This is a genomic window from Aminobacterium sp., assembly GCF_034926885.1.
Classification (GTDB): domain Bacteria; phylum Synergistota; class Synergistia; order Synergistales; family Aminobacteriaceae; genus Aminobacterium.
Genome location: NZ_JAYFQR010000020.1, coordinates 64460 through 90744, shown reverse-complemented (window position 1 = coordinate 90744; position 26285 = coordinate 64460). Strand labels below are relative to the sequence as shown.

At 41.0% G+C, this 26285-nt stretch carries 27 protein-coding genes, 1 tRNA gene and 1 other annotated feature; of the genes, 3 read left to right on the top strand and 25 right to left on the bottom strand.

What is annotated here, in order from left to right:
- Window positions 1-77: 77 nt before the first annotated feature.
- Window positions 78-153, bottom strand: a tRNA-Arg gene (locus tag VB083_RS09450).
- Between the two features lie 180 nt (window positions 154-333).
- Window positions 334-921: a class I SAM-dependent methyltransferase gene (locus VB083_RS09445; protein ID WP_213692173.1), complete on the bottom strand. Its 588-nt coding sequence runs from the start codon at window positions 919-921 to the stop codon at window positions 334-336.
- A 125-nt stretch (window positions 922-1046) separates the two neighbouring features.
- Between VB083_RS09445 and VB083_RS09440 the strand changes: the two genes are divergently transcribed.
- The gene (locus tag VB083_RS09440) at window positions 1047-1739 is read left to right on the top strand and encodes a Crp/Fnr family transcriptional regulator (RefSeq protein WP_323401998.1); all 693 of its coding nucleotides are present in this window, start codon (window positions 1047-1049) and stop codon (window positions 1737-1739) included.
- Window positions 1740-1846: 107 nt separating this feature from the next.
- Here the strand turns inward: VB083_RS09440 and VB083_RS09435 are convergent, their stop codons facing one another.
- From VB083_RS09435 to rpsO, 15 genes are all read right to left on the bottom strand, one after another.
- Window positions 1847-4198 carry an endonuclease MutS2 gene (locus VB083_RS09435; protein ID WP_213692171.1) on the bottom strand — a complete coding sequence of 784 codons (2352 nt, stop codon included), beginning with the start codon at window positions 4196-4198 and terminating at the stop codon, window positions 1847-1849.
- Window positions 4185-4703 (bottom strand): CvpA family protein, encoded by a 519-nt coding sequence (locus VB083_RS09430; protein ID WP_213692170.1) that lies wholly within the window; start codon window positions 4701-4703, stop codon window positions 4185-4187. The genes VB083_RS09435 and VB083_RS09430 overlap by 14 nt, the downstream gene beginning before the upstream one ends.
- Complete coding sequence (locus VB083_RS09425) at window positions 4700-4960, bottom strand: hypothetical protein (RefSeq protein ID WP_213692169.1); 261 nt, start codon at window positions 4958-4960, stop codon at window positions 4700-4702. Before VB083_RS09425 ends, VB083_RS09430 begins: the two co-directional genes overlap by 4 nt.
- A gap of 17 nt (window positions 4961-4977) precedes the next feature.
- On the bottom strand, window positions 4978-5277 hold the full coding sequence (locus VB083_RS09420) for a hypothetical protein (protein ID WP_213692168.1): 300 nt from the start codon (window positions 5275-5277) through the stop codon (window positions 4978-4980).
- A 32-nt stretch (window positions 5278-5309) separates the two neighbouring features.
- Window positions 5310-7718 (bottom strand): phenylalanine--tRNA ligase subunit beta, encoded by a 2409-nt coding sequence (pheT, locus tag VB083_RS09415; protein ID WP_213695979.1) that lies wholly within the window; start codon window positions 7716-7718, stop codon window positions 5310-5312.
- A complete protein-coding gene (pheS, locus tag VB083_RS09410; protein WP_213689976.1) occupies window positions 7712-8758 on the bottom strand; it encodes a phenylalanine--tRNA ligase subunit alpha in 1047 nt (348 codons plus the stop codon). Before pheS ends, pheT begins: the two co-directional genes overlap by 7 nt.
- The gene (locus tag VB083_RS09405; protein ID WP_213689977.1) at window positions 8755-9450 is read right to left on the bottom strand and encodes a potassium channel family protein; all 696 of its coding nucleotides are present in this window, start codon (window positions 9448-9450) and stop codon (window positions 8755-8757) included. The genes pheS and VB083_RS09405 overlap by 4 nt, the downstream gene beginning before the upstream one ends.
- A 12-nt stretch (window positions 9451-9462) precedes the next feature.
- Window positions 9463-10782, bottom strand: coding sequence for a TrkH family potassium uptake protein (locus VB083_RS09400; protein WP_213689978.1), 1320 nt, complete (start codon window positions 10780-10782; stop codon window positions 9463-9465).
- A 2-nt stretch (window positions 10783-10784) separates the two neighbouring features.
- Entirely contained in the window at window positions 10785-11144 is a 360-nt protein-coding gene (rplT, locus tag VB083_RS09395; RefSeq protein WP_213689979.1) for a 50S ribosomal protein L20, read from the bottom strand.
- Between the two features lie 55 nt (window positions 11145-11199).
- A complete protein-coding gene (gene rpmI / locus VB083_RS09390) occupies window positions 11200-11397 on the bottom strand; it encodes a 50S ribosomal protein L35 (RefSeq protein WP_213689980.1) in 198 nt (65 codons plus the stop codon).
- 64 nt (window positions 11398-11461) lie between these two features.
- Window positions 11462-12034, bottom strand: coding sequence for a translation initiation factor IF-3 (gene infC, locus VB083_RS09385; RefSeq protein ID WP_213695981.1), 573 nt, complete (start codon window positions 12032-12034; stop codon window positions 11462-11464).
- 20 nt (window positions 12035-12054) lie between these two features.
- Window positions 12055-12188, bottom strand: a sequence feature (ribosomal protein L20 leader region).
- A gap of 36 nt (window positions 12189-12224) precedes the next feature.
- Window positions 12225-14126, bottom strand: a complete 1902-nt coding sequence (thrS, locus tag VB083_RS09380; RefSeq protein ID WP_213689981.1) for a threonine--tRNA ligase — start codon at window positions 14124-14126, stop codon at window positions 12225-12227.
- A 301-nt stretch (window positions 14127-14427) separates the two neighbouring features.
- Window positions 14428-14868, bottom strand: coding sequence for a dUTP diphosphatase (gene dut / locus VB083_RS09375; protein WP_213689982.1), 441 nt, complete (start codon window positions 14866-14868; stop codon window positions 14428-14430).
- Window positions 14865-17126 carry a polyribonucleotide nucleotidyltransferase gene (locus VB083_RS09370; RefSeq protein ID WP_213689983.1) on the bottom strand — a complete coding sequence of 754 codons (2262 nt, stop codon included), beginning with the start codon at window positions 17124-17126 and terminating at the stop codon, window positions 14865-14867. The genes dut and VB083_RS09370 overlap by 4 nt, the downstream gene beginning before the upstream one ends.
- Window positions 17127-17258: 132 nt before the next feature.
- Window positions 17259-17525, bottom strand: a complete 267-nt coding sequence (gene rpsO / locus VB083_RS09365; RefSeq protein ID WP_213689984.1) for a 30S ribosomal protein S15 — start codon at window positions 17523-17525, stop codon at window positions 17259-17261.
- 251 nt (window positions 17526-17776) lie between these two features.
- Between rpsO and VB083_RS09360 the strand changes: the two genes are divergently transcribed.
- Window positions 17777-18457, top strand: coding sequence for a response regulator transcription factor (locus tag VB083_RS09360; RefSeq protein ID WP_213689985.1), 681 nt, complete (start codon window positions 17777-17779; stop codon window positions 18455-18457).
- Between the two features lie 33 nt (window positions 18458-18490).
- On the top strand, window positions 18491-19588 hold the full coding sequence (locus VB083_RS09355; RefSeq protein ID WP_213695769.1) for a sensor histidine kinase: 1098 nt from the start codon (window positions 18491-18493) through the stop codon (window positions 19586-19588).
- A gap of 59 nt (window positions 19589-19647) precedes the next feature.
- Here the strand turns inward: VB083_RS09355 and VB083_RS09350 are convergent, their stop codons facing one another.
- From VB083_RS09350 to VB083_RS09315, 8 genes are all read right to left on the bottom strand, one after another.
- Window positions 19648-21042, bottom strand: coding sequence for a DegQ family serine endoprotease (locus tag VB083_RS09350; RefSeq protein WP_213689987.1), 1395 nt, complete (start codon window positions 21040-21042; stop codon window positions 19648-19650).
- Between the two features lie 77 nt (window positions 21043-21119).
- Complete coding sequence (locus VB083_RS09345) at window positions 21120-21893, bottom strand: prolipoprotein diacylglyceryl transferase (protein ID WP_213701783.1); 774 nt, start codon at window positions 21891-21893, stop codon at window positions 21120-21122.
- Window positions 21894-21898: 5 nt separating this feature from the next.
- On the bottom strand, window positions 21899-22534 hold the full coding sequence (gene jag, locus VB083_RS09340) for an RNA-binding cell elongation regulator Jag/EloR (protein ID WP_213689989.1): 636 nt from the start codon (window positions 22532-22534) through the stop codon (window positions 21899-21901).
- Window positions 22535-22583: 49 nt separating this feature from the next.
- Entirely contained in the window at window positions 22584-23369 is a 786-nt protein-coding gene (locus VB083_RS09335; RefSeq protein WP_213689990.1) for a YidC/Oxa1 family membrane protein insertase, read from the bottom strand.
- Window positions 23370-23383: 14 nt separating this feature from the next.
- Entirely contained in the window at window positions 23384-23620 is a 237-nt protein-coding gene (yidD, locus tag VB083_RS09330; protein ID WP_213689991.1) for a membrane protein insertion efficiency factor YidD, read from the bottom strand.
- Window positions 23621-23644: 24 nt separating this feature from the next.
- Window positions 23645-23995 (bottom strand): ribonuclease P protein component, encoded by a 351-nt coding sequence (locus VB083_RS09325; protein WP_213689992.1) that lies wholly within the window; start codon window positions 23993-23995, stop codon window positions 23645-23647.
- Window positions 23996-24021: 26 nt separating this feature from the next.
- Window positions 24022-24159, bottom strand: a complete 138-nt coding sequence (gene rpmH, locus VB083_RS09320) for a 50S ribosomal protein L34 (protein WP_213689993.1) — start codon at window positions 24157-24159, stop codon at window positions 24022-24024.
- Window positions 24160-24231: 72 nt separating this feature from the next.
- Entirely contained in the window at window positions 24232-26199 is a 1968-nt protein-coding gene (locus tag VB083_RS09315) for an ATP-dependent DNA helicase (protein WP_213689994.1), read from the bottom strand.
- Window positions 26200-26285: the final 86 nt, after the last annotated feature.

Here is a 26285-nt window from a genome sequence, read left to right as displayed (position 1 = left end):
CAAGTCCTTTGCTAAAGATAATTTACACAAAAAATGCCGGGCTGCTTATTCACGCAACCCGGCTTATATTTTCTAAATGGCGTGCCTGCGGGGATTCGAACCCCAGACCTTTGGCTCCGGAGGCCAACGCTCTATCCGCTGAGCTACAGGCACTTCTCAAACGTCGAAAATATTACCACGTACCGGGGTTTACTGCAACTAGAAACTAGTTGCGATGTGGGTTAACGCCCTCCTGTCTTGGACGTTTCAACACGGACTATTCTATTATAAAGAATAAATAAAAACTACTCAAAATATCCCCTAGGAAAACAGTACATCCTCTTATAGAGGATGTTAAGCTCTTAGAGAAAATTGGATCATGTAATTATATCCTAGATCTTTATAACTAATCTTTTTGAAACCAAAGGGCGCTACTAGTGTTTCTATTTCTTCTGAAGATTTACGCATAACTACAGGCGGCCCCCAAAGGGTGTTTTCCTTTTTACATTCAATAATAGCTAAATGACCATTCTGTTTCAAAACACGGGAAATTTCATTAAAGATATTTTCTCCGACTGATTCCAAGTTCAACGAATGGAGGACAGTGGCAATAAAAACTACATCTATACTATCATCAGAAATTGGTAAAGAACGGCAAATGTCAGAAACTATAGCCGAAATATTCGTTATTTTTTGAATGGAAGCTTCTCTTACTAGATCTTTAATCAACCTTTCTTGAATATCGAGTGCATATACAGTGCCTGACAATCCAACTTTATTAGCCGCCCAAAGGGTGTAATCACCAGTTCCACAACCTAAATCAAGAAAAGAATCTCCCTCTTTTAAGTCAAGTTCTTCAAAAATAAGATGCGGGTCATGCATAAAAAAACTACTAGGTTTCCTTTCATAATGTTCACTCCTATGCTTTTTCTCTTTCTCCACTATAAACGCCCCTTTCTATTTAAAAGTCTATTGAGTTTATTTCTATTTACGTTTTTACAAAATTGTACTAAAGTGTTTTTTATGTTTCATTATCTGCAGATACTTTTCTGGAGTGAATATTTTCTATGAATAAACTTCTACCATTACTTCAAAAATGCGCTTTATTTAAGAATAAGAAAAAAAGTGAAATAGAGTTATTCCTGTCAAAGGTCAACCACAAAATTGACTCCTTTGAGAAGGGGGAGACTATTATTTCTCCTATACAATTTTCAGATAAGTTAGGAATTGTTTTACTGGGAACGGTAGATGTTCAAAAAATTTTCCCCAATGGGAAAATGATTGTTATTCAAAAAAAAAGAAGTTCCGATTTAATTGGAGAGCACGCTATCTTTTCAAAATTAGAACTCTATCCGCACACTGTTATTGCAAGTTCTCTGTGTAAAGTTCTCTTTTTACCTAAATGTGAACTTTCAGTCTGTTTCTCTTCTGACAAAATTCTTATGTTGAATTTTCTAGAAATATTATCTAATTCCAATTTAATTTTAGAACATAAAATTGGTACCCTTTCTCTTATTTCCATTCAAAAAAAAATCGCAGAATTTTTAATACATTACAAGAAACATCTTTGTAAGAATGCTCACTCCGACATAGTCATCCTTCCTTTTTCCCAAAAAGACTGGGCAGAATATATGAATGTTTCTAGGACATCTCTTTCGAGAGAATTAAAAAATATGGAAATGGAAGGCATTTTATCTTTCGAGAAGCGTATTATTATAGTAAAGAATTGGGGGCAGTTAGAGAAAATTTTATCGTTGTAAACGAGTGCAATTCATAAATCTATACTTAAATTTAAATCAAAAATCATTCTGTAAAGAAGAATCAAAAAGGAAGCCCCAATCTCACACCCAAGGGCTCCTTTCTTTTTCTACTTTTTAAAAGTTACAATCGTAACTCCATAACCACCTTCGCCAGGGCCACCAAGGCGGTAACTTTCTACATAGCTTAAATTGTCACAAAGCTGATGGACCTCTCTACGAAGAATACCCTCTCCACGCCCATGTATAATTTCAACACTCTGATAACCTGCACGCATAGCTCTATCAAGATATCTTTCGACCAAAGGCATTGCTTCATCTATTGTCATTCCTCTAATCATCATCGATAAAGGAACATTTTCTGGCCTTTTTGATGAAATTATGGGAGTATCAGGTACAGCGTCACGAACCTTTTTAGAAGAGAGAGAGAGGGAGGCAAGTGGAACATCCATTCGAAGAGCTCCTGCCTGTACTTCAGCCTTATTCCCTTTTATAGATAAAACTATACCTGTTATAGATGTTCCTTGAATAGAAACTGTATCTCCTACACTTAAATTTCGTTTTGCTGTTGTAGCTTTCCCCATAGAACGTTTCTCTTCTTTCTCTTCAAGTTCTTTTCTTTTTTCACGTAATTTTTCTCTTTTATGATGTAAATCTCGTTGAACCACTGATCGTGACAAATCATCAAGTTCTCGAAGCATTTTTCGAGATTCTTCTTCTGCAGAAGAAAGTATAGAAGCAGCTTTCTGTTCTGCACTCGTCAAGGTTTTCTCTACCCGTTCTTCTAATTTTCTTTCTCTTTCAGAGTAGTCCTTTTTGAAGGCCTCTATTTCTTGGCGTTGCATCTCCAAGTTCTTTCGTTCAAGATCAAGCTGGGCGTTTCTTTCCTGAAGATCCGCAATAACCTCTTCTACCGAAACTTCCTGCTCTTCTAACGTCCTTCTAGCCTTTCTCAAAATCTCATCAGGCATTCCATAACGCTCTGCTATAAAAAGGGCATTGCTCCGCCCAGGAATCCCCATGAGAAGGCGATATGTTGGAGCAAGAGTCTCTGCATCAAACTCCATACTTGCTGTTTCTACATTTGGGGTTGTTAGTGCATAGCTTTTAATAGGATTATGATGCGTAGTAGCCAAAGTGATACATTTCTTCTCTCGTAAACTATCCAGTAACGCTACTCCTAATGCGGCACCTTCCTGTGGATCTGTGCCAGCTCCTAGCTCATCGAGAAGAACGAGAGAGGATGATGTCGCTTCTGAAAGAATATGAATAATATTTTTTAAATGAGCGCTGAATGTTGATAAATTTTGCTCAATACTCTGTTCATCACCAATATCAGCAAAAACGTTATCTAATACCCCAACAACAGATCCTTCATGGGCCGGAACTGGAAATCCGCACCAAGCAAGAATCACACCTACACCGACAGTTTTAAGGGCAACTGTTTTGCCCCCAGTGTTAGGCCCCGTTATTACAAGAACTCTAAAACTTTGCCCACAATTTAATGTCAACGGAACACCTTTTTCACCAAGAAGAGGGTGTACTAAATCGCAAAAGGCGAAAAGAGGCTTGCCACTTATTTCAGGCAAAACCCACTTTTGTTGATCCACAATATCTTTTAAGGCGTAAAACAAGTCAATTTGGCCAATAACCCACTCAACATCTGATATGGCTCTTTCGCGCGTTAGTATTTTTTGTGTTATTTCAGAAAGAATTCTTCGCTTTTCTTCTTCTTCATCTTGGAGTAAGAGCAACAGTCTACTGTTGAGTTCAGCAAGACTTCGTGGCTCCATATAAACTGAATTACCAGAACCAGATCTATCGACAACTGTCCCTGGAAATCGGGACGCAGAGTCTTGTCGTACAAGTACTGTAAATCTATTCTGACGATAGGAAAGTAACCGTTCCTGCAACATTGAACTAAGTCTTGCATTTGAAAAAAGACCCTGCGCTCTCAATCGAATTGATTGGCGCACAGCATCTTCGCTCTTTCTAATTCGAAATAAAATGGGAGAGGCAGAATCATATAAATTGCCGTCTTCGTCGAGAACAGAAAGGAACTCTATTTCTTCAGAAAAATCCCTTATTTTTTTTAATAAAAGCAAAAAGGGAGCGTATTCTTCTCTTGCTTTATTCAAGCTATCTTTTATTTTATTACCCAAAATAATAAGGGTTCGCAAAGCGACCAGCTCTCGCCCGGAGAGAAGAGCTGTTTTACGGGCTGACTGAATTTGCACTGCAACACTTACTACATTTTGATTCCAAGGGAAATCTCCATACCTATCAACGTAATCACAATATGCCAGAAATAAGCCCTGTCGGTTACGAAGAGATTCTAATGTATCACATGGACTAACCTCTTCCAATGCCGTTAAGCCTAAATCACTTCGTATACGTTTCGCAAAAAGAGAAAGGACTTTATCAATCTCTAAAAGGTTCCAAACTTCTTTACGTACTCTCATTGATCAAATTGACTCCTTCAACGGTATGGAAAATTGAATTGACATAGGGCCATGCCAATGAGGCCGTTTTCATAGCTATGCTCTCTTGCATCCATTGCGGGGATGGAGATGCAAAAGACGAAAATGCTGATAGCAAAGCATAAAGGAAAAGTACAAGAACAGCCCCCTTCAGAATGCCAGCGGCCCCACCAAGAACTCTATCTATAAAAGAAAGAGATGTCCAACGCAAAAAAGCTTGAACAATACGACAAACAACAGATGCTATTACTACGACCAGAACAAAAAGAAGGACCATAGAAATGATAAGAATTACAGATGCAGATCCAGACCATCTCGATAAATACCAACTCGTCAAAGTAGGTCCGAAACGCCAAGCTAGATACGCTCCTCCTACAATGCCGCCTAAAGAAAATACTTCTCCCGAGAGACCTCTAAAAAGACCACGCAAAAAAAGGAATGCAAGGACCAAGGCAATTGTTACATCTACTCCTAAAGCAAGTGTCATGAGTCTTCACGTTCTCCCTGATTGTTATACTCTTTCAAAATATGTTCTAACGACTTCCCCGCGTGGTCAAGACAGTACGCTAGATGAAGACTGACCAGGAGCAATAAATGCTCCTGGGCTATCTCCTGACCAACTGTATTCGCAGCTTCTTTCAAAAGAGAAAGAACGCGTTCATACGTTTCCTCATCTAAGGCTGTCTTTAAGTTATATTCCTTTTTCCCAAGCTTGAGCGTTACATCTCTCAATGGGATAGACAAAACAGCCAGCTCCTTTATTAGGAATTACGTCCACTTTCTGCCTCTTCAGGCAGAAGGGCGTTAAGTTTATCGTAAACGTTCTTGATCTGACTGTCCAGTTGTGTCTTATCTTTCTGCAATGTCATCTTTTCGCGCTCTAATCGCTCAACTGTCCGCTGTAATTCTTTGATCTCTCTGATGTGTTCCAAATCTTTCTCGGAGACTTTATTTCGAAGAGATTGGTTATCTCTTTTAAGTTGGTCGTTCTCGTTCTTCAACCGTGTCAACAATTCGGCCAACCTATTTGCCAACTGCTCAATAGAATTAAGAGTCACCATAGCATCGCCTCCATCTCAGTATTTACCAGAATTTAGCGAAGGACATATCCTTTCGCAGCCATTTCTTCCCGTACTTTATTGTGGACTGTATCAACCTCTTCATCACTAAGTGTTCGATGAGCATCCCTATATGTAAGTGAAAACGCAAGACTACGGGATCCCTCGGGAACACCCTTTCCGGTGTAAACATCAAAAAGGCGAATATTCCATAGCAAAGAACCCGCTGCGCTGCGTAGTTCTTCCTCAACAATCTCTGCATTTTTGTTAATAGCAACTAACAAAGAAATATCTCTATTTACACCTGGATACGGCGAATTCTCCTTGAACGAAGGCATATTTTCTTTGATGAGAGGTTCCAGAGATAACTCAAAAGCGAACAAAGGAGCCCCCATATCAAGTTCTTTTTCAAGAGAGGGTTTAAGGCGTACAAAATACCCTATTTTTTTATCTTCCATGTATATATCCGCGCTCTGGCCAGAATGAGCAAAAGGTTCTGTGCTAGTCATAAAGGTACAGTGCGCTCCTCTACTCTGGAGAATTGCTTCTAAATCGCTTTTTACAGACATAAAATCTTCAATGAGACTTTCTTTGTATATATTTCGAGTATCGCGACCTGGATAGACAAGACCTGCCATTTTTTCAATCTCGCGCACTCCACTTTCAGACTCTGAATCTCGTATAAATACTCTTCCCAACTCAAAGATACGAATAGCATCTCTCCATCCTGAACGTAAAGAAGACGCAAGAGCATTCAACAAACCAGGCAACATCAATGTTCGCATTGCCGAAAGGTCTACGCTCAAGGGGTTTGAAAGTACAAAAGGATGAGCCCGCTCATCGTCTTCAGAGAGCCGTAAAAGATTGACAAAGGAAGGAGGAAGGAAAGAGTAAGTTATAACCTCAACATACCCTCTTGCTAAAGCAAGCTGGCGTAGGTCAGCCTGTAGTTCAGTCCATTCTCCAACAGTTCCGGCGTGGCTCATTTTTTGAGGAAGGCGACTCGGCATGTCATTATATCCCCGTATTCGCGCAACTTCTTCCACAATGTCTTCTTCAATATCGATATCTGGTCTATAGGAAGGGATCTTAAACCATCGGGTTGAAGATTCTTTCTTTTGTGTTAATTCATATATTCCAAGACGTCCCAAGATGTTTGAAGCTTCGTCCAGATCATCCCATAACAATATTCTTTGAAGCTTTTCCTTTGTCAAACGCACTTCTTTTTGGGCAAGAGTTCCAGATGTTGCCTCTAAAACATTCCAATCTACTGTTGCAACTCCCCATTCTTGCAGTAAACCAAGAACAAAAGCCATTGCAGGATAGACTAATTCAGGATCTACTCCCCGTGCGTATCTAAAAGAAGCTTCACTGTTTAAACCTAAACGACGCGATGTTCTGCTAACACGAACAGCATCAAAATTAGCACTCTCTATAACAACATTCTTTGTGGTCTCGCATATTTCGGTATTTTCTCCACCCATTACACCAGCCAGTGCGATAGGAGTCCCCTTACTTGTAATAAGTATATCCAAAGGATCAAGAAGCCTTTCCTTGCTGTCAAGCGTCACCATTTTTTCCCCTTGTTTTGCGGAACGAACAGTAATTTCACGATCAGGTAGTCTATCAAGGTCAAAGGCATGGAGAGGCTGCCCCATCAAAAGCATGGTCAAGTTAGTTGCATCAACTATATTTGAAATCGGACGCATCCCCATAAGAGACAATAAAATACGCACAGGCAAAGGCGAAGGCTGAATTTTTACATCAGTTGCAAGCCCTAATAAATAACGCTGGCACCCTTCATCTTCCAAAGAAATATTTCTGAAATCTACGGGCCAAACATTTCCTTCTTCTGGGCGATTCTTTAAATTTTTTCTGCCGACAGCATCTGGGAAAAGAGCATATATCTCGCGAGCTATACCAAGTGCACTCAACAAATCGCCTCTGTTCGGCGTAATAGAAATGTCAAGAACAGCATCATCTAAACGTAAGTATTTCTTTACATCCTGCCCAACAGGAGCATCTGCAGGAAGACGTAAAATTCCATACTCATCAGCGATGTCAGGAAGACCTATTTCATCAGCAGAAAGCATCATCCCTTCGCTCATAATTCCTTCAAAATCCTTTTTACCAAGGACTGTTCCATCAAAAAGAATTGCTTCAGGTGGAGCATAGGGGACAATATCTCCCGCTTTCAAATTGGTTGCAGCTGTAACGCATATAGCCTTCTCTTTGCCATAATTAAGAGATGCAACCCAAAGAGAATCTTTATGAGGATGCTGTTCTAGTGAATCGATTCGCGCGACATAAACACCAGACAACTTTTCACATGGACGCGTTATTCCCTCTACTTCACACCCTGTAAGAGTCAGCTTTTCTGCTACTTCTTCAAGAGATGCCGGAATAGAGACGAGACTATTTAACCAATTCCACGACATTAACATGATTTGCCACTCCCCGAAAGAAGATAGGGAACATTCCCTTCAAAAAGAACACGAAGGTCAGTCAGCTTATATTTCAATAGAGCAAGTCGATCTAACCCCATTCCCCACGCAAAACCATTGTAAACATGGGGATCTATGCCTCCAGCCTTCAGTACGTTGGGATGAATCATCCCCAACCCGCCTATTTCTAACCAGCCAGTCCCTTTACATATACGACAATGGGGATTTTTGCCTGAACACTCAACACATTCGACATCAAGCTCCAAAGAAGGTTCAGTAAAGGGGAAATAACTCGCACGATAACGTGTTTTCAAAGGACGGCCAAAGATACTATTAACTAATACTTCAAGGCATCCCTTCAAATCAGCGACAGCAATATCCTTGTCAACCAACAAGCCCTCCAATTGATGGAACATGGGGGAATGAGTAGGATCACTGTCACGTCTATAGACCTTTCCTGGGCATACAATTCTCAATGGTGCTCCATATTTGAGCATAGAGCGAACCTGAACTGGAGATGTATGCGTTCTAAGCAAATGTTTTTCGTCAAAATAGAACGTATCCTGCATATCTCGTGCTGGGTGGAAAGACGGAATATTAAGAGCTTCAAAATTATGGAAATCGTCTTCTATTTCAGGACCTAAAGCAACAGAAAACCCTAAGCCTGTTAAAATTTTTATAACATCCATCGTAACCTGAGTTACAGGATGAAAGGCTCCCCAATTTCTGCCACGAGACGGAAGAGTAACGTCGATCATTTCTTTCTGCTCTTCAGCTATCCACTCTTGCTCTTCAAAAAATCTTTTACGGGACAAAAGCTGATTTTCTATATCATCCCGCAGCTGGTTAACCAACTGCCCTATTTCAGGCCTTTTCTCAGAAGGGAGTGAACCCAACATCTTCAGAAGAGACGTTACTTTACCTTTTTTGCCAAGGAACTGTACTTTCAGTTCCTGTATTTCGTCTACAGAACAAATGTTATCAAGCTTAGCTAAAAATTCTGTACGACAACTTTCTATGTTATTGTGAACTTCACTCACGCTCCATTACCCTCCCTTTCGCGCTCTTCATCTATAGCTTCTAAAAGAGTGTCTAAATCGTTCTTTTTACCAGCAATAAGAAGGCGATCATCTTTATTGATAACTGTATCTGCCGATGGTAAAAATCTTGAACCTTTTCTATCGAAAAGCAAGACCATAGCATTATATTTTTTTCGAAAATCAAGTTCTACAAGGGTTTTCCCTACCATCTCTGATAAAGGCGAAATTTCACCTACGAGATAATCTCCCCCAGGGAGCTGCGAAAAACTTGAAAGCCATGGATGAACAAATTGCTCTGCAACTCTCTGCCCCATGTCTCTTTCAGGGAAGATAACCCGATGTGCACCAACGCGAGATAAAACCCTTGCATGAAGGGCCGTTTGTGCCCTCGCGACGACTAAAGGGATGTTAAACCCCTTTATTATAGTCGTTGCTAAGATACTTGCTTCAATATTTTCACCAATAGTAACAACTGCTATGTCTGCCTCTTTCGCTCCGACTTTTATAAGAGCATCTTCATCTGTGGCATCAAGCTGGGCTGCCAAGTCTATAATTTCAGCTACCTCTTCAACTTTTGTAGCATCTGCATCAACGCCTACAACATACTGATTCATCGCTGCTAGTTTTTCGCATAATGAAAGTCCGAAACGTCCTAAACCAACTATAAGAATCATCTTTCGTTTCTCAGCCATTTAAAAAGCCCCCTAGCCTACGGGAATATTCGTCGTAGCATAATTCACATTATCCCGTGTTTCACGACTAATCATTCCATACATGAATGTTAAAATACCAACACGCCCCCAAAACATCAACAAAATCATGATAATCTTACCTGCCGATGAAAGAGACGAAGTAATGCCCAAAGACAGCCCCACCGTACCCATTGCCGAAAAAGCCTCAAAAATTAAGGCTCGAAAAGGAAGCTCTTCTGTGAAAGATAATAACACTATACAAAAAAGAACAGTACTTACATAAAGAAGCGTCATAGAAAGTGCACGACGCACATTATCAAAAGGAATATTTCTATTAGCAAAGACGATACGCCCCCTCCCCTTCATTTCAGAAAACGTAGAGAGAATCAACAGGGCAAAAGTTGTCGTTTTAATTCCACCACCTGTAGAACCAGGAGAAGCACCAATAATCATAAGCAAACATGTAATAAAGATGCCTAACGCTGAAAACCGAGACGTCTGTATTGTATCGAAACCAGCTGTACGGGGCGTCACACTCTGGAAAAGGGCGTTCCATACCTTCAAAACAGGCGGAAGGTCTTTAAAGGCTCCATTCCAATCTGAAATAAGGAAAAGAAGTAAACCTCCCCCAATGAGACTGGCCGTTACCTTTATTACAAGTTTACAATGAGGAGAAAGAGTATCTCGTCGAAGTACGTATCGGCCAATACCGGAAAGGACCAAGAAACCGGCTCCACCAGAAACGATAAGAGCCATAATAGTTGCAGGAACCCAAAAAGTAGAAGCATACCCCTCTAAACTTGTAGAAAAAGGGGAAAAACCAGCATTACAAAAAGCACTTATACTATGAAATAAAGCCAAATACAACGCTTTTAAGGGGGGAAAGTCTCGAACAAAGGCAATAAACAAAGGCACCATCCCTATTCCCTCAATAATAACAGTCATTTTAAGAATACGCATAAGAAGACGAACAGCTCCCGCAGGAGTATCGAGCCCCAGTCCTCCTGCGAAAAGAAGACGTTGACGTATTCCTATTTTTTGACGCAACAGCAGCAACAGCGTAGTTGTCGCCGTCATAACACCAAGCCCACCCAGCTGGATAAGAGCCAGAACTACCCCTTGGGACATCAAGCACAAATCTTTACCTGTATCAACAACAGAAAGTCCCGTTACGCAGAGCGCTGAAGTGGCAGTAAAGAAAGAATCGACCCATGAAAGAGGTTGACCTGCCGCAAAATTAAATGACCATATAAGGAAGGTTCCTACCACTATAAGCGATAGGAACCCCCCTACGATGGTCCTCTCTACTTTGAGAGAACTATATGTTTTCAAAATTATTGTCCTAACGCATTACGGGCTTTTTCAACCAACTTGACAAAGGCCGGCATATCGTTAATGGCCAGTTCAGAAAGCATTTTTCTATTAATGCTTATTCCAGATTTCTTAAGCCCATCAATCAATGCACTGTAACTCATTCCCTGAGCCCGTGCTGCTGCATTTATACGGGTAATCCACAAACGCCGGAAATCTCTTTTCTTTAACTTGCGGTCATCGTAAGCACGGGAAAGAGATTTAAGAAAAGCCTCTCTAGCTCTTCTGTAAACATTCTTTTTTCTACCCCAATAACCTTTGGTAATAGAAAAAAGTTTCTTTCTTTTTTTATTACTAATGCTACCACCCTTAACACGAGGCATAGCATGTCACCTCTTTCAATATTAATTTTCTCAAGCTTATGAAGAAAACTTCACCCTAAGCATAGGGAAGTAGCTTTTTCAAATCTTCAGATCTAGCTTTTGATACACATCCAGACTTTTTAAGACGACGAAGACGACTCTGACTTTTTCCTGTCAAAAGATGTCCCCTTCCATTTTTTCTGTAACTAAACTTCCCTGTACCTGTGGAAGAGAACCTTTTTTTGGCTCCAGAATGAGATTTCAATTTAGGCATTGCAATACCCTCCCTTCCTGCAAATATATTCATACTTCAACAAAAGGGATGTGCAGTAAGAATGCTACTTTGACTGTTCAACATCCTTTTGATTCTGTTTACCTGTTGTTTTTGTGGGACTAAGAGGTGTGAGCATAATTCGCATATAACGGCCTTCCATGCGAGGTTCTCCCTCACTTTTGCCTACGGCTTCGACATCACGAACAACTCTCCCAATAACTTCTCGTCCTTTATCAAGGAAAGCCATCTCGCGGCCTCTAAAAAACACTGACACCTTTACACGATGTCCAGCCTTCAGGAAATTTATAATTGCCTTTACCTTGAAGTTATAATCATGCTCATCAATTTTAGGACGCATCTTCATTTCTTTTAATGTCTGACCCTTTTGTTTCTTTCGTGCATCCTTTTCTTTCTTTTGCAACTGATAACGATATTTACCGTAATCCATAATACGGCAAACAGGCACTCTTGCCTGAGGAGCTACCTCAACAAGATCAAGAGCTCGCTCTTCAGCTGATTTCAAAGCTTCCTCTATTTTGGTTATACCAACTTTGACTCCGTTTTCGTCAATTAGCAATACTTCACTTACAGTAATTTCCTCATTGACGCGGGGTTCCCCTTCTTCTCTTTTGGCTATAACCCTTCACCTCCATGTTTAAATATAAAAAAGGGCCGATGAATATCACCGGCCCTCATACAGACAAACAAAAACTCTCTTCGAGTTTTTCTACATCAACCAGACAACAACTTTATGCGTCGTCAGGTGAGAGGGCGGTCCTCTACTTGAACTTAGAAACTATATCACAGCTATAAAAATATGGCAATTACTACTTGCATATAAGCGGATTAAACTCTTCTTCCAAAACTTTTACAAAATCATTTATTGACATGGCGCCAAGGTCTCCCTTGCTACGATCTCGAGGAGCAACCTGCTTGCTAGAAGCTTCCTTTTCTCCTAATACAACCATATAAGGAATCTTCTGAATCTGAGCATCCCGAATTTTCTTGCCCAGTTTTTCATCTCGGCAATCAATTTCCACTCTAACTCCGTGGGTGGCCAACTCGGTTTTTACTTCGTTGGCATACTCAAAGAAGTCTTCTGAAATAGGAAGCAAACGGACTTGAATTGGTGCTAGCCAGTATGGGAATGCTCCTGCAAATTGCTCTATAAGAATGCCAAAGAAACGCTCCAAACTTCCTAAAATTGTTCTATGAAGCATAACCGGCCTATGTTCTTTCCCATCTGCACCTACGTATGAAAGGTCAAATTTCTCAGGCATCTGGAAATCCAATTGTATGGTGCCACACTGCCATGTTCGGCCTATGCAATCCTCAAGGTGAAAATCAATTTTAGGTCCGTAAAATGCACCGTCACCAGGATTAACGCGATATTCCATATTGGTTTCTTCCAAGGCTTCTTTCAACGCCCTTTCAGCTATATTCCATTGCTCTTCCGAGCCCATAGAATCTTCAGGACGTGTTGAAAGTTCCATTGTATATTTAAAACCAAAAACATCTCTATAAATATACTGGCAAAGACGCATAATCCCCTTGATTTCATCTTTCACCTGTTCAGGAGTGCAATAAAGATGGGCATCGTCCTGGGTAAAGCACCGGACTCTCATTAAGCCATGAAGTACTCCAGAACGTTCATGTCTATGAACAGTTCCCAACTCAGCCATACGAAGAGGTAAATCTCTATAGCTTCGAATCTGACTCTTATACACAAGTATACCGCCAGGACAATTCATGGGTTTAATGGCAAAAGGCATTTCATCTATCTCTGTAAAGTACATATTATCGCGATAGTGATCCCAATGTCCGGAACGAATCCACAAACTACGGTCAAGAATAAGAGGCGTACGTATTTCACAATAGCCATTTTTCTCGTGCACTTGTCGCCAGAATTCGGTCAGTTTGTTCAATATGACCATCCCTTTAGGATGGAAAAATGGGAAGCCAGGGCCTTCCGGCTGTAGACTAAAAAGATCAAGTTCTTTTCCTATTTTACGGTGATCTCTATTCTTAGCCTCTTCAAGCATCGTTATATATTGCTTGAGCGATTCTTCATCTGCAAAGGCTGTTCCGTAGACACGGGTTAACATAATATTTTTCTCGCTGCCTCTCCAATAGGCTCCCGCTACGGAAAGAAGTTTGAAGTATTTTATCCATGATGTATTAGGGACATGGGGCCCTCGGCAAAGATCTACATAATCTCCCTGTTTATATAAGCTTACAGTAGAGTCTTCAATTTCTTTGATAAGCTCAACTTTATACTTTTCTCCTCGTTCCTCGAAAAAACGTATTGCATCTTCTTTACTTAAAACTTCACGTTCTATAGGGAAAGCTCGTTTAGTTAACCGTTTCATTTCTTTCTCTATTTTGGGCAATACATCTTCAGATATGGGTTCAGGAAGTTCCATATCGTAATAGAAACCATTCTTGATTGCCGGGCCTATGCCAAAATGCGTCTCAGGAAAAATAGACTGGAAAGCTTGAGCCATTAAATGAGCTGTTGAATGGCGTATGATCTCCAAACCTTCCTCACTCGCTCCATCCACTGATTCCAAGAGTCCACTTTCGGCAATATCAGCTGAAAGGTCTACAAGACGTCCATTGATCTTCGCAGCAACCGCGCCTTTGTTCATGTCCCAGCGTTTTAAGATGTCCAGCACTTTACCGTCTTCAACTTCTACTACACTTCCACTGGTACTTTTGAGTTCGAACATACGTACCCCTCCCTCAAAAAAATAATGCCCACACTTCTCCTTCTGGAGACGATGTGGGCTTAATCGCGGTTCCACTCCAGTTCCAGCTATACAACAAGCTGGCCCTCTGTGCGCAATAAGGTGCGCTCCCTGCCATCGGCTCAGGGGTGGTCTTCACTCTACTCTGCTGTAAAAGGTTTTCAGCCAATGACCTTTATTCTCTGTCCAGCAACGATAAAGCTACTCTTCCCTTCATAGCCTTATATTCAACTTCCTGTATTGGCGATTTTATACTACCTATCAGAAAGAATGTCAACTCTTTCTAGTTCACACCAGTACTACCGAAACCACCTTCACCACGCTGTGAATCAGAAAGAGAAGAGCTTTCTTCCCATTTAAGCTGAACAACAGGCGCTATGACCATTTGTGCAATCCGATCTCCTGGCTTTATTTCAAAAGGTTCTTGTCCCAAATTTATAACAATGATTCGTATTTCTCCGCGATAGTCAGAATCTATGGTACCCGGCGTGTTCAGTAACGTTATACCCGAACGGAGAGCAAGGCCGCTACGAGGCCGTATCTGGGCCTCAAAACCTTCAGGCAGTTCTATAGATAAGCCTGTGCCCACACTTCCTCTCTCTCCAGGCTCCAGAATAAGGGATTCCGCAGCACGAAGATCTACTCCTGATGAAGCGGGAGTAGCATATTCAGGCAATGTAACATTACTATTCTTACGTACTACCTTAACGGGAACAGATTTCATCTGCGCCCGCCTCCCTGACGTCTATCTCTATCTCCACCTCTATCGCTTCTTTCATGAGGACCTCTACGCGGTCCTGCAGATGGACGAGGTGCAGTTGCTGCTTTGGCTTCTATGAGAATTTCTCTTTTTTTCTCATCTTCGAGAGCAGATGCAAACCCCTCTTCTATGGCTCGTTCTTCTTGATCATAAATTTTCTTACGAGTCAGATTAGTTCTCCCCATATCGTCTATTTCTTTAACCATAACGAGTACAGAATCACCAACAGAGAAAACATCCTCTACCTTGCCTACCCGATGAGGACTGATTTCACTTACATGTAATAGCCCTTCTTTTCCAGGCAAGCACTCGACAAAGGCACCAAAATTCATAATCCGCGTTACCTTTCCGAGATAAATTTCGCCCGGCTCCAACTCTTTAGTTAAACCTTTAATAATAGCCAAGGCTTTGTTTACACCTTCGCTTGAGGTTCCAGCAATGTACACTTCGCCACTATCTTCTACATTAATTTTAACGCCTGTTTCCTGAGTGATTCCCCGTATGACTTTGCCACCAGGACCGATAATATCTCGAATTTTTTCAGGATCAACATGAGTAACATGAATGCGGGGAGCGTAAGGAGAGAGTTCAGAAGGAGCTGCTATTGCTGCCTCCATTTTATCGAGAATGTTAAAGCGACCTTCCTTAGCCTGTTCAAGAGCTTTTTTCAAAATATCTCTCGTAATTCCTCCCGCTTTATTGTCCATCTGAAGAGCTGTTACACCTTCTCTAGTACCAGCAACTTTAAAGTCCATATCTCCGTAGTGGTCTTCAAGTCCCTGAATATCTGTGAGAATCTCTACCTTGTCATCTTCCTTAATAAGTCCCATTGCAATTCCGGCTACATGTTTCTTTATAGGAACGCCAGAACTCATAAGGGCAAGGCTTCCTCCACAAATGGACGCCTGAGAACTGGAACCATTAGATTCCAAAATATCAGAAACCAAACGAACAACGTAAGGGAAATCAACTTCTTCGGGAATGATAGGACGCAACGCTCTTTCTGCCAAAGCTCCATGCCCAATTTCACGACGACCAGGTCCTCTCATGGGGCGAACTTCTCCAACAGAATACGGAGGAAAGTTATAGTGAAGAATAAACCGTTTATTAGGCTCGTCCTGTTTTAACCCATCAAGAATCTGATCGTCAACTCCCATCATACCAAGAGTTCCTACGACAAGAGCCTGCGTTTCTCCTCGAGTAAAAAGAGCAGATCCATGAACTCGCGGCAATACATCAACGTCGCATGTAATGGGACGAATCTCATTCATGGCACGACCATCGACCCTGCGCCGATCATTCAGGATGAGAGCTCGCATTGTCTTCTTGACCATTTCATCCACTGCAGCACTAATATACAATTCAGAGTCAGGGTATGTTTCAGAAAAATGCTCTGTTGCCGTGGTTTTAACGAATCGGACCTTTTCAGCCCGAGGTTTCTTCGCGTGAATATTAACGGCCTCCGAAATATGAGGCTGCATCTCACTCTGCAACCATGCATCTATCTCTTCAAATACTTCAGGAGCCGGGATTTCAATCTTTGTCTTTCCTATCTCCCTCTGCATCTCCTCTTGCATGGCAACAATTTTCTTTATTTCTGAATGAGCAAGATCAAGAGCATCAACAAGCAGATCTTCTGAAACTTCATTGGCCCCTGCCTCAACCATAGTAATTCCATCTTTATGTCCAGAAACAAGCAAATCTAGCTTGGAATTTACCATATCCTCCTCAAGAGGATTAATAACTAACTGATCATTAATGTAGCCGATACGAACAGCACCAATAGGTCCATCCCATGGAATTTCAGAGAGCATCAAGGCTGCAGAAGCTGCATTAATTGCAAGAACACTGGGGGGGTTAACCTGATCCACAGAAAGGACAGTAGCAACAACATGTACGTCATAACGTAAGTCATCGTCGAAAAGAGAACGAATAGAACGATCCACCATGCGGGCACTCAATATAGCATTTTCGGTAGGGCGCCCTTCTCTTTTGATAAAACCTCCAGGAATTTTTCCTGCAGAATAATATCTTTCTTCAAAATCTACCAATAAAGGGAAAAAATCAATCCCTGTACGGGGAGTGTCGGAAATACATGCTGTTGTCAAAACAACAGTGTCGCCACATCTGGCTACGATAGAGCCATTGGCTTGCTTAGCCACATTCCCCGTCTCGAAGGTAATCTCTCGACCTCCGATCTCAATTGAAAACATTTTTTTCATACAATGTTCCTCCTCTAATTTTCAACCTCTTCTTTAGTGTACTGGATAAGAATAACACATCACACAAAAAAAGTGCGAGAGCGAATAGCCGCCCCCGCACATAAATTCAAGAAAAAACTTGTCTGCTTAAAATTAGTGACGAAGTCCAAGACGTTCAATCAAGTTTTTATATCTATTGAAGTCTTTCTCTCTTAAGTAACGAAGAAGCTTACGTCTTCTTCCAACCATTTTAAGAAGTCCTCTTCTGGAGTGGAAGTCTTTTGTGTGCTCTTTCATATGCTCCGTCAATTCTCGAATTCTCACCGTAAGCATTGCTATCTGAACCTCGGGAGATCCTGTATCTGCAGCATGGGTACGATATTCCTCAATAATCTGATGTTTTGTCTCTTTCTCGAGCATTCTGTTCACCTCATATGCGTAAAATCCCGAAAACCAAGAAATACATCTTAGTGTATATCCTAGTAATGGGTCATGAACATAGTACCATGGAGTCGTTTATATGACAATTTTTTCTTCAATTTTTACCGTAAGTAAAATTACACAATTTTACGAAATATCTAATTCTGCACTCGACATGGGTTCAAGTATATGGTTAAATAATAAAGAATTAACAATAGTACCTAAACATTTTGGTGCGGGAGGGGATAGGTATGTCTTTACTTATTGTTGAAGACAACAAGGATCTTGTCCAAGTTCTCGCCGAGGGCTTTGCAGAGAATGGATATTCAGTAGAACGCGCTTATACAGGAGAAGAAGGTCTAGAAAAAGCGAAAAATCCAGAATGCGAGTGTATTATTTTAGATCTTATGCTTCCTGGAATAAGTGGACTCGAAGTTTTGGAAAAACTTCGAGCAAGTGGTGCGACTCTTCCTATTATCATTCTCACGGCGAAAGATAGCGTGGACGACAAGGTAGAAGGCCTCAATAAAGGGGCTGATGATTTTCTGGTAAAACCGTTTGACTTCAGAGAACTTCTTGCAAGGGTTCGTACGTTGTTAAGAAGAACTTCTGATCAGCAGCACAATCTTCTTCACTGCGGTGATATGATTTTAGACCCAGTTGCAAGGGAATGCCGAGTCGATAACGTAGTTCTGCCTTTACGAAGACGTGAATTTGACATTCTTGAATTGCTTATGAGACATGAAAATCAGGTTTTCACTCGGGAGAAGATTATTTCTCAAGTATGGCAAAAAGAATATGACGGTACAAGTAATGTGGTTGACGTCCATATTAAATATTTGAGAGATAAGCTGAGAGAGCACGGACTAGACACCATTGTTGTGACAGTGCGAGGAGTCGGGTACAAAGTAAGTTGCCCAGACTGTGCCTAGAAAAGTGATGCCTAGAGGTGTCAGTGACGAACATTGCGATTTAACAAACTTTTAAAATCCTTCAAATTACGTTTAACAAATGTTTCGACTCAACAAAGGGGCAATCTGAAACTGCTCAGATTGTCCCTTTTTGCCGTTTTACTTTTTACCCTTCTTTCTATTGCTACACTAAGTTGTTCATTTTCTTTATCTTCTTTTTTTATTTACCTCTGCGGAATCATAGCGGGTTGCGCTCTCTCATTTTTTGTAGCTTTATGGTTTCTTGAACTTCGCATGTACACCCCTTTACGAAAAATCAGTCAGACTTTGCAAAAAAGGAAAAGAAAAAATGATCATATAGTGATCCCCTATCTTGGAGATCACCCTCAATTTATAGAACTTAGAAATTCTTTAAATAGTCTTTTAGCTCGTTTCGAAGAATCCCTTACGCAGCTCAAGCAACTTTCAGCAGATACAAGTCACGAGTTGCGTACACCTCTTGCGGTAATTAAGGGGAAAATCGAAATCATGCTTATGTCACCTCGCGAACCCGCATATTATAAAGAGAGACTTGAACAAATTATGATTCAGATAGATAACATGCAACAAATAGTGGAATCTATTCTCGAACTCTCTCGTTTTTCTAAGTTTTCGGGGCCCGAATGGATGGAACCGGTTGATTTACTCATGGTAGCAGATGAAACGTGTGAAAATATGTTTGCGTTAATAGAAAAGACACGACATCAGCATCTCGAAAAAAAATTTTCTTTTGCTCCTGTCTTCGGCAGCTTTGAATTACTGACTCGAGTTGCATCTAATTTACTGGATAACGCGAGTAAATATACGCCAGAAGGCGGAACAATAGGTATAGAAACATGGAGTGACATAAAAAAGCAAAAGGCCTTTTTAAGAGTATGGGATACTGGGCAGGGAATGGACGAATATGCCATACAAAAATGCCGCGATCTTTTCTGGCGAGCAGATACTGCGCGTAGTGGAGGCGGTTATGGGTTGGGGCTCTCTCTCGTTCAACGTATATCCGAACTTCATGAAGCTGAAATGGATATTCAATCGACATTGGGAAAAGGAACTTCTTTTACTTTAGTTTTTAATCTTGATGCGAATGCACTTTCTGAATACGATACCTTTTAACATGTTTACAGAATATAAAAAGAATAGCCGCCCTTTTTGGGGCGGCTATTCTTTAATTTTTAGAAACTCATAGAAACAAAGAAAGTTCTAGAACCCCGAGCCAGAAGAAGAACAAGGGAATCATCTTTTTTGCCTAAAACTTTTTCGAGGTGATTCACGCTATCAACTTTAGTTCCATTAACTTCAAGAATCAAATCTCCTTCTCGAATTCCTGCTCGAGCAGAAAAAGAACCTGGCTCAACTGATGTAACGACTACGCCATCATTTTTTTGCAAATTGTAACGCGAACGTAATTGAGTAGTTACATTACTAACTTCAAGTCCGGCCTTCCGTAGCATTTCACTGTTTTTCGATGATTGTCCTTCAATATCTTCTTCCATCGCAGAAGATACCTCAGTTAATTTTACAGAGAAATCTTCTTTTTTCCCTTTACGAATAACGTTCAACGTTACTGTATCCCCTGCCATAGATTGTCGAATTCTGAAGACAAGATCCTGATGATTTTCTATTTTATTTCCGTTAACGGAAACAATAACATCGCCACGCTGTAAACCAGCTTTAGCAGCAGGAGAATCAGGAACAACATCACTAATTACTGCTCCTTTTTCTTCCTTTATGCCATATGCCGAAGCAAACTCTTTTGTCAGTGGCTGCACATACACACCAAGCCATCCTCGTTTTACTTTTCCATATTTTACAAGATCGTTCATTACCTGTTTAGCCATATTAATGGGGATTGCAAAGCCAATTCCCTGAGCGTACGGAACAATGGCGCTGTTAATACCCACAACTTCACCGGAAAGATTAATTAAAGGTCCACCACTGTTTCCTGGATTAATAGCGGCATCTGTCTGCAAGAAACCATCGAAGTTAACATCTCCAGCATGAATACTCCTGTTTTTTGCAGATATAACACCAACTGTTACTGTATGCTCCAAACCAAAGGGGTTACCAATGGCTACAACCCACTCACCAACATCCAAACGATCCGAATCACCAAGCTTTAAGACAGGCAAATGATTTGCGTCTATTTTTATAACAGCTAAATCAAAAGTAGGGTCTGTTCCAAGAACTTTTGCAGAAAAAGTTCGACCATCAGAAAGTGTTACTGTAATTTTATCAGCACCTTCGACAACATGATTATTGGTTAGGATCTGCCCCTCTTCTGAAACGATGAAACCAGAACCTCTCCCCTTCATAGGAATCGTTCGAGAGAAACGCTGAAATTCCTCTCCAAAGAAATGTCTGAAAATGGGGTCATCGGGAAATGGAGAAACTGAACGAGTAACCATTGTCTCTACATCAATATTAACAACAGCTGGGGAAGCGTCTTTAGCTATTGCAGCTACAGGATTTCCACTAAAAACATCTTGAGCAAAAGAAGGCGCTCCCAGCATTCCTAAAACAAATGCAACAAGAGCGAGAAAAGCAATTGTGTTTCGTATATTTTTCATATAGTTCACCTCCGTTTACAGTACTCCTTTATTTTATTCAGTTTCGGTTAATGGACATCGTTTGTTTTACTGAAATCTTAATCAGAAAGTCTTCGGAAGTTTATATATGAGATTACCAACCATATACTACCAACTAAAATCATAATCAAACTTCCTCTATGGGAGGCTTCCTCCCCTAGAAGCAGCCAATCTATACGTAAAGGATCAACAAGAATGCGTAATAGACCAAAAAGAATTAAAAACAACGGCCAAAGAAGAGCAACTCGTAATTTTCTTTCGCCTCTACCTATTCTTTTTTCCACTTCTTGCAACATAATTAAAATAAGAAGAGCCCCAAAAGAATAATAAAGTTGGGTTGGGTGACGAGTCAGTTGCTGCGGATCTATGGGAAAACGAGTACCCCATGGAAGAGTGGTCTCTATTCCAGCGCAACATCCGTTCATAAAACAGCTCCATCGGCCTATGGCAATCAATGCTGCTGAAGGGAGAGATGCAGACTCAGCAACACGCCATAATGATAATTTAAAAAAGAATATATACGCGAGAGCAAAAAAACTGCCGCCAAAAAAGCTATAAAAAGACGACATACCCCCCTCCCAAAATCGAAAAACACGAAGAGGATCGTTACGAATAACTGTTGGGCCTACATGAACGATCATACCGACACATGCTCCTATAACGATACCTATAGCAACAACAAACAATAGAACATGCATCTTAGATGATTCTACACCATATTGATTGACAGCTCTTTTCTGCGTCCAAAGAAAAGCTGTAACTAACGCAACGGTCCACAGTACATAATAACTGTGGACCGTTATTTTATATATAGAAAAAAGAATTGGATACATACTACTTAATGCCGTCTGTTCCTCGACGATGCAACAGGACAAACAACTACTTTACGGGAGGGTTCTTCTCCCACTGAACGAGTTGTTACGTTGTTATAATCCTTTAATGTTAAATGAATGATACGACGCTCCCAACTCGACATTGGCTCAAGATATGCAGGCCGTCCCCTTTTTTCTACCTTTCTGGCAGCTGCAAGAGCAAGTCGCTGAAGGCTTGCTTCTCGTCTTTGACGATAGCCATCACTATCAAGTTTAACGCGACCCTCTCGACTCTCTTCTCGCAACATAAGATTAATAAGATACTCCATGGCCTTTAAGGTTTCTCCATATTTCCCGATAACGATACCAGCATCATCGCCAGAAAGATTCAGAAAATCATCGTCACCACTTTGGACTGTTACAGAAAGTCCCATATGCTGAATCAGATTTCTGGCCAACTCCTGCCCTTTCAACACTAACAAAGGAAATTCCGGCCATACTTCAACACGCAATTTTTTTCCAAGAAGACCAAAAAAACTTTTCTCTTCTTCAATAATTTTTACAAGAAAATCCTCTGGATGTAGCCCTAATTTAGCTGCTGCCAGCCTTTTTGCTTCATCTACAGAGCCGACTTCCAAAATCATTTTGTCTTGCTCAGTCATATATAATCCCCCTTCGACACACTGCCTGTCTGGGATGCCCTTGAATTTTCTATTCTTTCCCTGTAGGTTTAGTTTTGTGCAACACTGGCTTTTCTTGCATTTCCTCGCTGGTTTTTTTCGTAATCCACCACTGCTGAGCTACACCTAGGAAAGACGAAACTCCCCAATATAACAAAACTCCGCCGGGCAAGCTAAGACATATAAACGTAAGGAAAAGGGGCATAAACCAACTCATCATTGCCATTTGAGGGTTCCCCGAAGAACTCATCTGCTGCTGTGCCCATGTAAGGAAACCGACAACAATGAGAAGTAAAAAGTTACCACCGTAAACTGTAAAATGAACTAACCCGGAAGGATTGGCAAGAACTCCAGACAAGACAGACATTACGCCAATCTTCGCCGTTTCCGGAAGGGCAACGGCTTGGGCCAACGTAGAAAGCACTGACCCCTCGAGACTAATAAATCCAAGAAAAGGAATGCTGCCAAAATTATAATTCATTAGCAGTCTAAACAAAAGAATAAGGATAGGTAACTGTACAAGAAGAGGTAAACATCCTGCGGCAGGGTTTACTTTATTCTCTTTATACAAATTCATTATTTCTCTATTCAATGATTCTTTATCATCTTTATACTTCTCTTGCAACATCTTCATTCGGGGCTGGAGTTTTTGCATTTTCTGCATACTCACCATTTGTTTGTGTGTTAGAGGATGCAATAGTATCCTGACCGCCAAAGTCAATAATATAATTGCAATACCCCATGATCCCGTTAAATTATGAAGAGTTTCAAGGATAAGAAGCATAAAATCCCCTGCTGCTTTCCAGAGAGTTCCCACACTATTCACCATCCTCAATCAGAATTATACTTTTTTGGAACCGGATCGTATCCTCCAGGATGCCACGGCCCACATTTCAAAATACGAATTACTCCAAGTCGAATCCCCGTTAATGCCCCATATTCTTCTATAGCTTCAAGGGTATATTGAGAACATGTGGGATAAAAACGGCAATTCTTCCCCAACATTGGAGAAATCCATTTCTGATAAAACTTAATAGCACACACTGCAATCTGTGCTGATATTTTCATCAACTCGTCACTTCTATTCTTCTACTACTTCCAAGGGTTATCTGGCCATGACTCATCCAGCAAACCTACATGACCTAATATTTTCACCATATCATCATACACTTCATGCGCATTTGCCTCCAGTCCAGACGTACGGAGAGAAAAGACACACCACCATGATCCTTTTATCCACGGTAGCAGACGGCGAATGCTTTCTTTCAAAACACGGCGACCTCTATTGCGGACTGAAGCAGGGCCCTGACGTTTTCCCACAGCAAGACCTATTCTTGTTTTTCCGTCAGGAGCGTTTACAAACAGCAACCGCACCAGCTCGCCTTTGAAGCGACTGCCGGTGCGGAAAACATGATCATATTCCCAACCCTTCTTGAGCCGCACAGAGCGCGAATAACTAAGCTTCAAGGCTATACAGTCAAACGCTTACGACCCTTGCGTCTCCGGTTGCGAAGAATTCTCAATCCACTAGGAGAACTGGAACGGGAGAGATATCCCATTTTTCTCTTTCGCGGTCTATTATGGGGCTGAAAAGTACCTTTATCCACGACTACACCTCCCAGAAACAAAGTAACATATTCATAGTTAGAGACCGGAAACCGATCAGCCTTGATACTATATCACACCGTTTTCTCATGAGCAACAGAATTGATCTTGACTGTCAAACGTTGAATAGAAACAGGAGGTAAGTCCCGATGAATTTTCCAATCCTGCCTGTCTATAATTCTTCCATCGAGAATTATGGCCCGACCACGATCACTGCTCGTTCTGATAAGGCGTCCAACCGCTTGACGTAAATACATTCTCGCTTGTGGCAATGTCACTTTTATAAAAGCTTTTCTTCCCTCTAATTCATTTCTTGCTTGAATAATAGGGTCTTTAGGATGTGGGAATGGTATACGATCAATAATAACCTGAGTAAGCCCTTCTCCAGGAATATCTACACCTTCACGGAATGAAACGCTTCCAACAAGAACGCTTGATATATCAGATCGAAACCGTTCAAGAAGTTCTGTACGGGGCAAATCATTCTGAACGTACACCTCATAATCATGCTTTTTCTGTTTTAGCCAATGGCCTACCTTCCGAACAAGGCGCATTGAACTTAACAGGATAAGAGATCTGCCCCCATTTTCATCACAAAGTTTCTCCACGACCTTACAAACCCTATCATCGTAACCCTCTTCTATAACCTTAAGGCCAAGATCAATAACAAGAATATTCATCTGACGAGCAAGATCAAAAGGAGATTCCAAAATGCAGGTTTCAGTAGGTAGAATTCCTGTTTCTCTCACCCAAAAATCAAAGGATTTTCCTACTGTCATTGTAGCAGAAACAGCAAAAACCTTTTCGGGCTCTTGCGAAAAAAGACTCTCAGATACGCTATCGGAACATAATGTCGGCTCACTTACCAAGGTGTTTCCATCACGCCAATATGCCCATTCTGGAAAATATTCTACCGACAAACACCACTGAAGAGAAAGGGAATAAAGACGAAGTTCCTCTATCCAAGCAAGGGCTAAAGCCAAACGGCTTTCCTCAATTCCATAGGGTGTTTCCTCTTTAAGCTCTTCAGTCTCTTCTAAAAGTTTTAAAGCCTTTTCTATATGAGAAGAGACAAGCATTCCTTGACGAAACAACTCTTCATTTCTCTTTTTAATCAGAGTACCGTCTGGAGTTGAAGTTTGTAGAAACTCAAAAAGTATACTCCCCTCTTTTTGTGCTCCTGATAGTTCATCTCTCAATGTTCCTGCTTCTTCGTCTCTCGATAATAAAAAAGATTCAGCATTAGCTGCCCCCTTACTTCTGAGAAGGCGTGTAAGATCCTCCCATGACACCCTGACTGAGGCTATAGACCGTGCAGCATCTACCATTCGATGAGCTTCATCACAAATCATAACGTCAAAGGGAACAGGGAAAGTTTTTTTACCATTCATTACATAAGCAAAGTACATATGATAATTTGAAACAATAATATCCCAGTCTTGAGCCTTCTTTAACGCCTTTTGAATAAAGCACCTCTCTCTGTACGGGCATCGATGTCCCAAACAACCATGGATCTGAGCTGCGACTCGAGGAAAGATTGGGAAATCGGCAGGAAGCTTCAATTCTGAAAGATCTCCCGTCTGCGTCGTTTTCAACCAATCTGAAAGGTACATTGAAGCTGCGCCACCATCACCAAAAGACAAAAAGCCATCTTGCTCAAGCTCCACAGCTCTTCTCAAACAAACATAATTGCTTCTTCCCTTAAGTAATCCAAAAGATGCGTTATACCCCAGAATATCATTGAGACGTGGTAAGTCTTTCCGTATCAATTGTTCTTGAAGAGTAATTCCTGCTGTAAGAAAAAGAATTTTTTTATCTTGTGCGAGGGCCCATTTCATGGCAGGAGCTAGAAGAGCAAAGGTTTTTCCTACCCCGGTAGGAGCTTCCGCTACAAAAACAGTTCGTTCTTCTCTCTCTAAGGAATCCCACACCTTTTGTGCTAAAAGAAGTTGAGGCTCTCTATATTCATACGTATCAAAAGTTTTTTCCAGAATTCCATTTGGAGCAAATATTCGATTCATTGGATGTTCGTTTACATTCATTTGACAACCTCTTCTCTATGGCAAAAGCATAACTCTATTGCTAATATATCAAAGAGCATGTTAAAATGTGGTGCGTTTTATGGGGA